The 11,925-nt window shown below is 65.5% G+C and carries 11 protein-coding genes and 1 pseudogene; 1 reads left to right on the plus strand and 11 read right to left on the minus strand.

All coding sequences use genetic code 11. The features are described 5' to 3' along the window. Window positions 1–484: 484 nt before the first annotated feature. Window positions 485–1,210: pseudogene (locus tag B586_RS11895) on the plus strand (phosphoribosyltransferase); the annotation flags it as partial. Window positions 1,211–1,218: 8 nt separating this feature from the next. On the opposite strand, the gene B586_RS11900 reads toward B586_RS11895, so the two are convergent. The 11 genes from B586_RS11900 to ftsW all read right to left on the minus strand — a co-directional run bounded on the left by B586_RS11900 (window position 1,219) and on the right by ftsW (window position 11,924). Then, a complete protein-coding gene (locus B586_RS11900; protein ID WP_054879846.1) occupies window positions 1,219–1,587 on the minus strand; it encodes a phage holin family protein in 369 nt (122 codons plus the stop codon). A gap of 140 nt (window positions 1,588–1,727) precedes the next feature. After that, complete coding sequence (gene wag31 / locus B586_RS11905) at window positions 1,728–2,528, minus strand: DivIVA-like cell division protein Wag31 (RefSeq protein ID WP_054879845.1); 801 nt, start codon at window positions 2,526–2,528, stop codon at window positions 1,728–1,730. Between the two features lie 247 nt (window positions 2,529–2,775). After that, entirely contained in the window at window positions 2,776–3,066 is a 291-nt protein-coding gene (locus B586_RS11910; protein ID WP_047314733.1) for a YggT family protein, read from the minus strand. Window positions 3,067–3,141: 75 nt separating this feature from the next. Continuing rightward, complete coding sequence (locus tag B586_RS11915; RefSeq protein ID WP_047314732.1) at window positions 3,142–3,783, minus strand: cell division protein SepF; 642 nt, start codon at window positions 3,781–3,783, stop codon at window positions 3,142–3,144. A 65-nt stretch (window positions 3,784–3,848) separates the two neighbouring features. Then, complete coding sequence (locus B586_RS11920) at window positions 3,849–4,622, minus strand: YggS family pyridoxal phosphate-dependent enzyme (RefSeq protein WP_156166439.1); 774 nt, start codon at window positions 4,620–4,622, stop codon at window positions 3,849–3,851. 5 nt (window positions 4,623–4,627) lie between these two features. Then, window positions 4,628–5,344 (minus strand): peptidoglycan editing factor PgeF, encoded by a 717-nt coding sequence (gene pgeF / locus B586_RS11925; RefSeq protein ID WP_047314730.1) that lies wholly within the window; start codon window positions 5,342–5,344, stop codon window positions 4,628–4,630. A gap of 48 nt (window positions 5,345–5,392) precedes the next feature. Then, window positions 5,393–6,532: a cell division protein FtsZ gene (gene ftsZ / locus B586_RS11930; protein WP_047314764.1), complete on the minus strand. Its 1,140-nt coding sequence runs from the start codon at window positions 6,530–6,532 to the stop codon at window positions 5,393–5,395. 184 nt (window positions 6,533–6,716) lie between these two features. Beyond that, complete coding sequence (locus B586_RS11935) at window positions 6,717–7,667, minus strand: cell division protein FtsQ/DivIB (protein WP_054879844.1); 951 nt, start codon at window positions 7,665–7,667, stop codon at window positions 6,717–6,719. Beyond that, window positions 7,664–9,109 carry a UDP-N-acetylmuramate--L-alanine ligase gene (gene murC / locus B586_RS11940; RefSeq protein ID WP_236971402.1) on the minus strand — a complete coding sequence of 482 codons (1,446 nt, stop codon included), beginning with the start codon at window positions 9,107–9,109 and terminating at the stop codon, window positions 7,664–7,666. The genes B586_RS11935 and murC overlap by 4 nt, the downstream gene beginning before the upstream one ends. Before the next feature lie 101 nt (window positions 9,110–9,210). Next, window positions 9,211–10,389, minus strand: coding sequence for an undecaprenyldiphospho-muramoylpentapeptide beta-N-acetylglucosaminyltransferase (gene murG, locus B586_RS11945; protein ID WP_054879843.1), 1,179 nt, complete (start codon window positions 10,387–10,389; stop codon window positions 9,211–9,213). After that, a complete protein-coding gene (gene ftsW, locus B586_RS11950; protein WP_418001104.1) occupies window positions 10,386–11,924 on the minus strand; it encodes a putative lipid II flippase FtsW in 1,539 nt (512 codons plus the stop codon). The genes murG and ftsW overlap by 4 nt, the downstream gene beginning before the upstream one ends. Between the last annotated feature and the right edge of the window lies 1 nt (window position 11,925).

An 11,925-nucleotide genomic window follows, 5' to 3' on the forward strand; every position in this document is an offset into this window, starting at 1 on the left:
GCCGTGATGAGTCGAGTTATTGCCGGAAATGCCGTTTCGGTGGCGGATAGACGGCTCTGGCGATCGTCGCCGACAACCACCCGATCACCCATCCACCGAAAACCATTACGAGCTTGTGGCGAGTGACGTCGTCAGTCGCCAACGAAACCACAGCCAAGATGACGGGCCCAGACGATCGCGCAAGCGATGCTGTAGGACGTGTAGCTAGAAGCGCGCCGTCTCATATCGCGGATCCTCTCGATCATGCCTGCGCGGAACATCGATATTCGGCGTCGCCGTACCCCAGCACCACACCAGGATCATTCGGTTGCCTACTCGCCACATCAGCCACGTTAGTACCTCCAACGTACTAGGCCAAGGTTTGCATCGATCCAGTACCGTCGTCAATTCCGTTTGTACACAACGATATCCAGGCGTCCATGCCGCGCCAGAAAACAACCCAATACCTCGCGAGCGGACGTAGGCTTGGTGACGAGGTCAATAGCCTGGAGTACGACCAATGAACACACCAAGTGGCTTTCTCCGGCGGACACCGACGCGCACCTTCCGCGACCGGCGCGAAGCTGGCCGCGTGCTCGCCGAACAGCTGACGTCCTACGGCGGCAGGCAGGATTTGCTCGTCCTGGGGTTGGCTCGCGGCGGTGTTCCGGTGGGCTGGGAAGTCGCCTCAGCGCTGCATGCCGCGCTCGACGTGTTCCTGGTTCGCAAGCTCGGCGTGCCGCGGTGGAGCGAACTCGCGATGGGTGCGCTAGCTAGCGGCGGTGTGGTGGTGATGAACGACAACGTGGTGTCCAGCTTGCACATCACCGATGAACAGGTGCATGCGGTGATCGACAGGGAGACAGTGGAACTGGTGCGACGCGAGCGGGCGTATCGTGGCGGGCGCCCAGTCGTCGACCCTCACGACAGGATCGTGATCCTCGTCGACGACGGCATCGCCACCGGCGCCAGCATGCTGGCGGCCGTCCGCGCCCTACGGGCCGCCAGGCCCGACTCGGCTCCCAAATCAATAACTGTCGCGGTACCTGTCGGGCCGCAGTTAGCCTGCCGCGAGCTCGCGCGCGAAGCCGACGACGTGGTGTGTGCGACGATGCCGACCGCGTTTGACGCGGTTGGACAGGTCTACTCGGACTTTCACCAGGTCACTGACGATGAGGTTCGCGAGCTCCTCGCCACACCCACCACTGACGACGCGCCGCAGGGTCGTTAATTCAACGGCTACTTGGCGCGGTCGTCACCGTGGCCGTCGGCGGTTACCGCCGATTCCTCGCTGGTGTCTGTGTCGTCTTCCGTCGACGACTCCGCCGCCTCATCGCTCGCCGCTTCAGCTGAGGCGTCCGCTGAGGTCTGCGCTGGAACTTCTTCCGGGTAGTCGACGTAGGCGGTCTCGGCGTCCTCGTCTTCCTGACCCTCGTCGTTGGCCGCATCGATGCGCTGGCGTTCCCGCAGTGCGTCAACGATGAGCAGCACCACGCCCACAACACTTGCACCAATACATACCCAGGCCACCAGCTCATTGCTGGTGACGACCGCAAACACCAGCGCAACGAGCCCAATGAGGGCCAACACCAGCGCAATGATCAGCATCGGTGATCCTCCAGCCGACAAGTAGAACTGCCAGACCTAGTGTGCCGACCTCGAAGCTTGGCTGTGTCCGGCACGCTTCTCGGTTTAATTGAGTGGCGACCCGCTGCGCCCGGCTCCGCCGCGCTTGCGATCGCCACTAGCTAGTTATTACCCCGATTGAACTGGTCGAACCCACCAGCATCCGCGTTGGAATCGACCGGTGCAGCCGACCCACGCTGACCGAGTTCCTCGAGCTGAGATTCCAGATAGGTCTTCAGCCGGGTCCGGTACTCGCGTTCGAAGGTACGTAGCTGCTCGAGTCGGCCTTCCAACACCGTGCGCTGCTGGTTGATGGTTCCCATAATCTCAGAATGCTTACGCTCAGCGTCGCCCTGCAGGGCGTCGGCCTTCTCCTGGGCTTGACGCAACTGGGCCTCGGCGCGGGTTTGGGCGTCGGCCAGCATCGCGTCGGCGCGTTGCCGGGCCTCGGCGACGGCGGCCTCCGCCGTGAGGCGAGCCTCGCTGAGAATTTGGTCGGCATTGGCACGCGCATCGGCCAACAACTTGTCCGATTCGGCCTTGGCCGTACTGGTGAGCCGGTCGGCGGTATCCTGAGCCAGGCTCAGCACCCGAGTGGCCCTCATCGCCTGCTCTTCGGATATCTCGGCGGGAGCTGCCACCGGTGCCGGCTTGGCAGGCTCCGGTTCGGGTTCGAAAGTGGGAAGCGCCTGAGTGGGCTGCGCAACGACAACGGGGCCGGCACCAGCACCGCCACCCGCGGCCAGTTCGTGATCCAGCTCCTCGATCCGCTGGCGTAGGTCGGAATTCTCTTCAATGAGCCGAGTCAGCTCGTTCTCAACCAGGTCGAGGAAGGCGTCGACCTCATCTTCGTTATAGCCACGCTTGCCGATGGGCGGCTTACTGAACGCCACGTTGTGGACGTCGGCTGGTGTAAGCGGCATTGTTCGTCCCCTCAAGTCCCTTGTCAAACGATCTGGAAAGTGTAGAACGCAGTGGTAGCCATCGCGCAACTACCGTCCATCCTGTCACACCAGACGCGGCTGTTGCCGTTGCCTAATAAATTTAAGAACCCATTTCAAACATTAAGGCCATTAAATCCCAACCCTTTAGATTTGAAATCGCATGGGGCAAACCGTCGCCGAACCGTGGCCGAACCGTCGCCTCACTTCCGGGGCGGCGGGACATGGCTCAGGCCGCAGCGCCTAAAGCCAATTGCATGCCGATGAACGCAACCAGCATCAGCACCATAATGGACAGGTCGAAGCGGACCGCGCCGATAGTGAGTTGCGGAATCAGCCGCCGTAACAGCTTCACCGGCGGATCGGTGATCGACATGATGATCTCCAGGATCACCACAGTGACACCGCTGGGACGCCAGTCACGGCTGAACGAGCGGATGAACTCGACAACAACCCGGGCGATCAGCAGCAGCCAGAAAACAAACAGCGCCAGCCCAAGGATCTGATAAAACAACGCCAACGAAAGCCCGACCTTACCGATGAGGATGCCAACTGCCGTCTACGCGTACGGCTACCGCCAGCGTACCGGGCTGATCTATTGGTAGGCGTAGAAGCCGGTTTCGGCGATCCGGCGACGTTCCTCAGGGGATACGTCGACGTCGGCGGGCGACAGCAGGAACACCTTGGTCGCGACCTTGTCAAACGAGCCGCGCAACGCAAAGGCCAAGCCTGCGGCGAAATCGACCAGGCGTTTGGCGTCGGCATTGTCCATCGACACCAAATCCATGATGACCGGGGTGCCGTCTCGGAACCGCTCGCCGATGGTGCGCGCCTCGCTGTAGTCCTTAGGCCGCAGCGTGGTGATCTTCGACAGCGGGCTGCCTTCGTCAAACAGCATGGCCATCCGGCGCGGGTCCATCGCCAACGCTCCGCGGGTGGAATTTCGCAACCACGACCCCAAGCGCGGCCGGCCCAGGTCAGGCCGGTCGAACTCGCGTGGGCGAACGGGACTGTAGCGGGGCTCCTCTGGATAGCCGCCGCGGTACCCGAGCGGCGGATAGTCGGCCGGCTCGCCGCGTGGATCGTCGTAGTCGCGCCCTTCGTAGCGGCCGTACCCTTCCTCGAACCGAGGACGGCCGTAGCCGTGGGCGGGAGCGCGATCGTCGTAGTACTCGTCGTCGTAATCCTCCATCGGAGCCATTCCGAAATAGGCCTTGACCTTGTGCAGTGTGCTCATTGCGTGATCCCCTTCTAGGCCTGAAGCTCTGGTGTCTGTGATGAAGATGTGACTACAGTGACTACTTACGGTGACCGTAACCGGCGCGGACCCAATAGCGCGGTACCGACACGCACACACGTCGAACCATGTTTGACCGCGATCTCAAGATCGTTAGACATGCCAGCGGACAGCCCGATCGCATCCGGGTGTGACTGCAATACCCGGTGATGTTCTGACCGCAACCGGTCAAAAGCCTGGTCGGGATCCCACCCCAACGGCGGGATGCCCATCAACCCGATCAACTCCAGGCTTGTCGACTCCTCGACCTGCGCGCAGACCTGGTCAACTGCGCCGGGCGCGGTGACGTTGACGCCGCCGCGCGATACGTCGCCGTCGAGGCTTACCTGGACGTAGACCCGCAACGGCTGCTCGCGGCGCCCGTCGGCCAACGCCGCGGCTACCGCCCGATCGAGCGCCGTAACCAATTGCGAGCTGTCGATCGAGTGAGCGGTGTGCGCCCACTGCGCCAGCGACCGCGCCTTGTTGCGTTGAATTTGGCCCACCATGTGCCAGTGCATGCACGATTTCGGCTCCCGAGAAGCCCCTAACAGCTCAGCGAGTTCAGCGGCTTTCGTTGACGCTTCCTGTTCCCGCGATTCGCCAACGGACCGACACCCCAATCGAGACAAAATCGCAACATCAGTTGCTGGAAAGAATTTAGTAATAGGTAGAAGTTCAATTTCGCCGACATTGCGTCCCGCGGCTTGCGCGGCGGCCGCAAGCCGCGAACGCACCGCCGCCAGTGCATGCGTTAATTCGGATTCGCGGTCGCGTTGCGGGCCAAGATCCGCCGCCATGGCGGTCACTCCATCCAGACCAGCGACGCCAGTCGCCCTGTTGGCGCGGCCCGGCGGTGGCTGAACAGCGTCGGATCGGCCACCGTGCAGCGCGGATCGGCTTCGATCGACGTGACACCCAAATCGCGGAGCTGGCAAGCGATTCCGGCCCGTAGGTCGAGGCCAGGAGTTCCGGCCGAGGTGGTGGTGCGGCTGCCCGGCAATGCCGCCTCGACCTCGTCGGCCATCGCTGCGGGCACCTCATAGTTGCGGCCGCTGACCGCCGGACCGAGCAGCACCGAAATGTCTCCAACGTGCGCGCCCAGGCCCAGCATCGCTTCCACCGCGCGAGCTACCACGCCTCGCTGGGCGCCCACCCGCCCGGCATGGACCGCCGCGGCGACCCCGGCGCGCGCATCGGCCAGCAACACTGGCACACAGTCGGCCGTGACCACCGCCAGCGCCAGCCGAGTTGTTCTGGTCACCAAGGCGTCGGTGCCCACCGTGCCGCCGACAGCGGCGCGCTGCGGCTCGTCAACGACCTCGACTCGATCACCGTGGACCTGGTTCATCCACACCACCCGGTCGGCACCCAGTCCAATGGCGGCGGCCAGCCGGGCGCGGTTAGCGGCCACCGCCGCCGGGTCGTCACCAACATGGTCGCCGAGGTTGAAGGAATCGAACGGCGGCGCCGAGACACCGCCCGCCCGCGTCGTAGTCACCCGACGGATGCGAACGCTCACCTGCCCAGTATCGGCGAATCCTCCCACATTAAAGGTCCCGGCCCGGCCTCAACGGCGCATGAACGGCGGCACGTCTACGTCGTCGTCATCGCCGCCGATACTCAGGGTCGCACCGTTGGTGTGCAACGGCACGCTGACCGCGTCGACAGGCTCGAACAACGTCGACGTGAGTGCGCCGGCCTTCGCCGACTCGATCCGGTGCGCGCCGCCAGTACTTCCCATCACGGGCGTGCGACCCGGTCCGCTGGCTTCAAAGCCCGCCGCGATCACGGTGACTCGCACCTCGTCACCCAGTGAATCGTCGATGACGGTGCCGAAAATGATGTTGGCGTCTGGATGCGCGGCGTCCTGCACCAGCGAGGCTGCCTCGTTGATCTCGAACAGGCCCAGGTCGCTGCCGCCGGCGATCGACATCAGCACGCCCTGCGCGCCCTCCATCGACGCTTCCAGCAGTGGGGAGTTGATGGCGATTTCGGCGGCCTTGAGCGACCGACCATCGCCGCGCGCCGAGCCGATGCCCATCAACGCGGTGCCCGCACCCGACATGATGCCCTTGACGTCGGCGAAGTCAACGTTGATCAGCCCGGGCGTGGTGATCAGGTCGGTGATACCTTGCACGCCGTTTAGCAGCACCTCGTCGGCGCTGCGGAACGCATCCATCAGGGATACCGCGGCATCACCCATCTGCAGCAACCGATCGTTGGGGATCACGATGAGGGTGTCGCAACTCTCCCGCAACGCCGCGATGCCGTTCTCGGCCTGATTACTGCGCCGCTTACCCTCGAACGAGAACGGCCGCGTGACCACACCGACAGTCAACGCTCCCAGCTTGCGGGCGATGGCGGCGACGACGGGTGCCCCGCCGGTGCCGGTGCCCCCGCCTTCACCCGCGGTGACGAACACCATGTCCGCCCCGCGGAGCAGTTCTTCGATCTCGTCCTTGGCATCTTCAGCAGCCTTGCGCCCGACCTCCGGGTCCGCACCGGCGCCCAGACCCCGAGTGGAGTCGCGGCCGACATCGAGCTTCACGTCGGCGTCGCTCATCAACAACGCCTGCGCATCGGTGTTGATCGCGATGAACTCCACGCCCTTGAGGCCCTGCTCGATCATCCGGTTGACGGCGTTGACGCCGCCGCCACCGATGCCCACAACCTTGATGACGGCAAGGTAATTATGTGCGGGGGTCATCATTCGTTTTCCTCCGTGGTGGGACTCGGTGTGTCCGCTTGGCAAACTCTCAACCTCAACCTTAGAGTTAGAGTTATGTCAAGTAATTCCGCGTAACCAGAACCGTATGGGCAGGACGCGTGCTATCCACGCAGGCGCGCCGAGGTGCGGGGCGCTTTTTTGTGTGCGTCGGGCGCGGCGGGTACTACTTCACGGTCGGCAAATCGGGGCTAGACACGTCGTATGTCCGCCCAGGCTGCGTCAATAGCGCGGCCAGCTTCTCGGCCTTCTCCTCGGCGCGGTCGGTGCTCCCCCAGATCACCGCCCGCCCGTCGGTCAGGGTGAGGGTGATCGACGACACCGACGGGGCTGCAATCCGGGCCACCTGACCTGCGACCTCGGGACGCAACGCGAGCAATACCACCAACGCGGCCTTGGTCTCCGGGTCGGTGGGTCCGGGATTGCCGACATCGATATAGGGCAACGCCGGTGGCGGCGGCGCGGTCGCGAAGTCGACGCCGTCGCGGTCAAAAAGGTGCGGGCCATCGGGAAAGTCCTTCACCACCACGGGCACTCGCTCAACGATGGTGATCCGCAGCGCCGACGGGTATTGACGCTGTACCCGCGCGCTGGCTACTCGCCGGATCGCTGCTACCCGGTCGGCGACCTGGTTGGTATTGATCTGCAGGAGCGGTGTCCCAAGTCGCACCCGGGCCGCATCGAGGACCTCTTCGCGGGTCACCGTCTCAATCCCGGTGACCACGACGTTGCGCGCCGACATCGCCGGCGTGAAATAGAGGACCAACCCGAGCCCGACCCCGGCGATACTCAAGATCACCGTGGCGAGCAGCATCTTCAGGCCCCGAACAACGCCGCGCGCAACCGGTTTGGGGGGGTTGGGCTCGTTACTGATCTGCCCATGGATGCGGCGTTTGGCCTCGCGGCGGGCTTCTTCGATCGCGGTGGCGCGCGCCTGCGCGGCGCGGCGCTCAGCCCGCTCACGGCGGGCCCGTCGGCGCGGCCCCTCGAACTCGTCGTGGTCGCCCGGCGTTTGGTCGTCCTGCGCCCCGACGACCAGCGGCTCGGTGATCGAGCTGTCGGCGTCCGCGGAATCGGCCACCAGATCGGCCGGCACTCCCTCGTTCGGTTCGGTCACCGCCCCACTCCCGGCCGGCCGGGCGCGCTGCGGTTGGCCCGAACCCGCAGCGCGGCAACGATCTCCGGCCCGAGCATGGTCACGTCGCCGGCACCCATCGTGACGATGACGTCGCCGGGGCCGGTCACCGCGGCGACCTCCGCGGCAACCGCCGAGAAGTCGGGTAGATAGCGCACCGGCACGCTGACATGCTCAGCAACACTAGCTCCGCTGACGCCAGCGAGCGGTTGTTCGCGGGCACCGTAGACGTCAAGGATGAACACCTCGTCGGCGGCATCCAGCGCACGACCAAATTCGCTGGCAAAAGCCTTGGTCCGCGAATATAGGTGGGGCTGAAACACCACGATGCAGCGACCGCCGCCGTTCTGCTCCAGCACCTTGCGGACCGCCGCCAGCGTCGCGCTGATCTCCGTTGGATGGTGGGCGTAGTCGTCGAACACCCGCACCAGCGAGTTCGGGGCGTGTCCGACTCCGCAGGTCCCGACCAGTTCGAAGCGGCGACGCACACCCTCGAAACCGGCCAGCCCGTCGAGCACCTCATCGGTCGACGCGCCAATCTCGATCGCCGCCAGCAACGCGCCTAGCGCATTGAGCGCCATGTGCCGCCCGGGTACCGATAGCCGCATCACCCGTGGGTTCGGTTCACCGGCCAACTGGATGTGCGCGACCGCTCCGGTGCCCTGCTGCTCCCACGACACCAACCTGGCGGCCAAGGTCTCGCCCGGCCAGTCGTCGGAACCGTAGCGCAGCACCCGAATTCCTAGTTCAGCCGTGCGCTGAGCTAGCGCCGCCGCGCCGGGGTCATCGGCGCACACCACGAGCGCTCCCCCGGGGGCCAGCCGTTCCACGAAAGAATCGAACACCCCGACATAAGCATCGGCACTGCCGTAGAAATCCAGGTGATCGGACTCAATGTTGGTGACCACCGCGACGTTGGGCGTGTATTCCAGCAGCGAGCCGTCGCTTTCGTCGGCCTCGGCGACGAAGCAGTCGCCGCTGCCGTGGTGAGCGTTGGTACCCGCCTCGCCAAGCTCACCGCCGACCGCGAAGGATGGGTCGCGTCCGCAGTGCTGCAGGGCCACGATCAGCATGGAAGTGGTCGTCGTCTTGCCGTGTGTGCCGGTGACCATCAGCGTGGTGCGCCCGTCCATCAGCCTGGCCAACACGGCCGGTCGCAATATCACCGGAATGCCGCGCCGCCGGGCTTCGACCAGCTCAGGGTTGGTCTTGGGGATGGCGGCGTGGGTGGTGATGACCGCGGTAGCGCCGCCGGGCAGCAGATCCAGCGATGACGCGTCATGTCCGATGCGGATCAGCGCGCCACGTGCCCGCAGCGCGTGCACACCGCGCGACTCCTTGGCATCTGAGCCAGACACCAGCCCGCCGCGGTCCAGCAGGATGCGGGCGATGCCCGACATCCCGGCTCCCCCAATGCCCACCATGTGCACCCTGCGTAGCTCAGGAGGCAGCTCGGGCGGCAACTGCTCGCGGGTCAAGCGCCGCTCCTCCTCATCGCTTCGCTCTGCATCGTCGCCGGCGCGGGTCACGGTTTCCCTCCAGCCGACCGGGCCCGTCGCGCGATGTCCAACGCGGCCTCCGCGACCTGACGCGCGGCATCACGATGTCCCACTCGCGCGGCGGCCGCCGTCATCGCCGCCAAGCGCGCCGGGTCGGTGAGCAGCCCGGCGACTTGCCGCGCCACCAGGCCCGGCGTCAAGTCGGCGTCGGCGACCACCATGCCGCCACCGGCGTTGACCACCGGCAGCGCGTTGAGCCGTTGCTCACCATTGCCGATTGGCAGCGGCACGTAGATGGCCGGCAAGCCGACGGCCGACACTTCGGCGACCGTCATTGCCCCGGACCGACACATCACCAGGTCGGCGGCGGCGTACGCCAGGTCCATTCGGTCAAGGTAGGGCACCGCGACGTACGGCGGCTCACCGTGCGCAGATGAGCGCAGCTCGAGGGTGTTCTTGGGTCCGTGAGCATGCAGCACCGCCACTCCCGCCGCGGCCAAGTCCGCGGCGGCACCGGCGACCGCCCGATTCAACGAGGCTGCACCCTGGGAACCACCGAACACCAGCAACACCCGCGCATCGTCGGCGAAGCCAAAGTGCTTGCGGGCGTCGGCCCGCAATGCCGCGCGGTCCAACATGGTGATGGCCGCGCGGATCGGCACTCCGACCACCTCGGCACCACGTAGCCCGGAGTCGGGTACTGCTGAGAGCACCCGGTCAGCGGTGCGCGCACCGACACGATTGGCGATGCCAGCCCGGGCGTTGGCTTCGTGGACCACCACCGGGATACGACGCCGCAACCTGGGGATACCGCGCGCGGCGAGGTACGCCGGCAGTGCCACGTACCCACCGAAACCCACCACCACGTGGGCCTCGACGACGTCGAGCACCGCGCGGGTCTCTCGGATGGCACGCCACACTCGTGGCGGGAGCCGGGCCAGGTCGCCGGTGGGCTTACGCGGCAATGGCACCGGCGTGATCAACTCGAGGTGGTAGCCGCGCTCGGGCACCAACCTGGTCTCCAGCCCACGCCGAGTGCCCAACGCGGTGATCCGGACCTGCGGATCCAGCGCGCGCAGTGCGTCGGCGACGGCCATCGCGGGCTCCACATGGCCGGCGGTACCGCCGCCCGCCAACACGACCGACAAGATGGACGAGGGGCTGCCCTCCAGCCCGCCGGCCGGCTCCCTGACCGAGTCGTTCACCCGTAACGCTGACCTTCCAATGCGCGAACGCGCGGTGTGTGACGTTGACCTGCGCGCAGCTGATCAGCTCTATGATGCCTCGATCGGTGCGCCGGCCGATCAGCCACTCGGGGGAATGCCGGCCGCAGCGGCTGGTCCGGCTCCCGGGGGGCTTTGCGGGCGGGCTTTCCGGCGGGCTTGCGGCGGTCGCGGAACGTCTCCGCCCGGGGCGGCAGATACGGCACCGGCAGCGGCAGCCGTAGCAGCTGGTTCACCTTATCGTCGCGCCCGGCCCGCAGCGCGGCCACCGCCTCTGGCTCATGGCGAGCCGCGTTGGCCATAATGCCAATCATGAACAGTGTTGCAGCCGTGGATGTTCCGCCGGCAGAGATGAGGGGCAGCTGTAGACCGGTCACCGGCAGCACCCCGATCACATAGCCGATATTGATAAACGCCTGGCCCAGCACCCACATCGTGGTGGTGGCGGTCAGCAGCCGCAGAAAAGGGTCGGCCGACCGCCGCGCGATCCGCATCCCGGTGTAGGCGAACAGCCCGAAAAGTCCCAGCAGCCCCAACGCGCCAACCAGGCCGAGTTCCTCGCCGATGATCGCGAAAATGAAGTCGTTGTGCGCGTTGGGCAGATAGTTCCACTTGGCGACGCCCTGGCCAAGACCGTCGCCGAAGATGCCGCCGTGGGCCAGCGCGAACTTTGCCTGCCGAGCCTGGTAGCCGGTGTCTTGAGGATCAGTTTCGGGGTTCATCCAGGACCGCACCCGGTCTGACCGATAACCCGCGGACACCGCCAGGATCGCTCCCGAAATAAAGACCGCGAACAGCGATGTGATGAAGACGCGCAGCGGCAGCCCGGCATACCAGAGCAGAGCCAAAAGGATGATGCCCAGCGACACCGTCTGTCCGAGGTCCGGCTGAGCCACGATCAGCCCCAGCGCGATGACCGCGGCCGGCACCAACGGAATCAGCATCTCGCGCAGCGACGCCCGTTCCATCCGGCGGGCAGCCAGCAGATGGGCACCCCAGATGGCGAACGCAATCTTGGCCAGCTCGGAAGGCTGCATCGAAAGGCCCGCGATCACAAACCACTTCCGCGACCCGTTGGCGAGATTGCCAATTCCCGGAATGAGCACCAACACCAGCAAAATGATGGTGATGACATAACCGGAGAATGCAATGCGCCGGAGGAACCGCACCGACATCCGCATTGAGCAATAGCCGCCGATAAGGCCGATGACCGTCCACAAGACCTGTTTGCCGAAAATGATCCAAGCCGATCCGTCGTCGCCGTAGGACCGCACACCCGAGGCCGACAGCACCATAATCAGACCCAGTGTCGTCAGCAATCCAGCCACAGCGATGATTAGGTGAAACGAGGTCATCGGCCGGCCCAGCCAGGCACCGAACCGGGCTCGGGGGCCGCGCGCTCCGGCCTCCGGAGAACCAGCCTGTTTGGCCTTCGCTTCGGATGCTTCGGCGGTCTCGTTGTGTTCCTGGTCCCGGCCCTTATCCCGACCCAGCAACCGGGTCAGCGTGTTACCCACG

The sequence above is a fragment of the Mycobacterium haemophilum DSM 44634 genome, assembly GCF_000340435.2.
In the GTDB taxonomy this organism is placed as follows: domain Bacteria; phylum Actinomycetota; class Actinomycetes; order Mycobacteriales; family Mycobacteriaceae; genus Mycobacterium; species Mycobacterium haemophilum.

Excerpts from the sequence above, each read along its gene's own strand:
- B586_RS11915 (WP_047314732.1), bottom strand. The coding sequence starts at position 3,783 with ATGAGCACACTGCACAAGGTCAAGGCCTATTTCGGAATGGCTCCGATG.
- wag31 (WP_054879845.1), bottom strand. The coding sequence starts at position 2,528 with ATGCCGCTTACACCAGCCGACGTCCACAACGTGGCGTTCAGTAAGCCG.
- ftsZ (WP_047314764.1), bottom strand. The coding sequence starts at position 6,532 with ATGACCCCCGCACATAATTACCTTGCCGTCATCAAGGTTGTGGGCATC.
- murC (WP_236971402.1), bottom strand. The coding sequence starts at position 9,109 with ATGGTGGGCATTGGGGGAGCCGGGATGTCGGGCATCGCCCGCATCCTG.
- B586_RS11920 (WP_156166439.1), bottom strand. The coding sequence starts at position 4,622 with ATGGCGGCGGATCTTGGCCCGCAACGCGACCGCGAATCCGAATTAACG.
- B586_RS11900 (WP_054879846.1), bottom strand. The coding sequence starts at position 1,587 with ATGCTGATCATTGCGCTGGTGTTGGCCCTCATTGGGCTCGTTGCGCTG.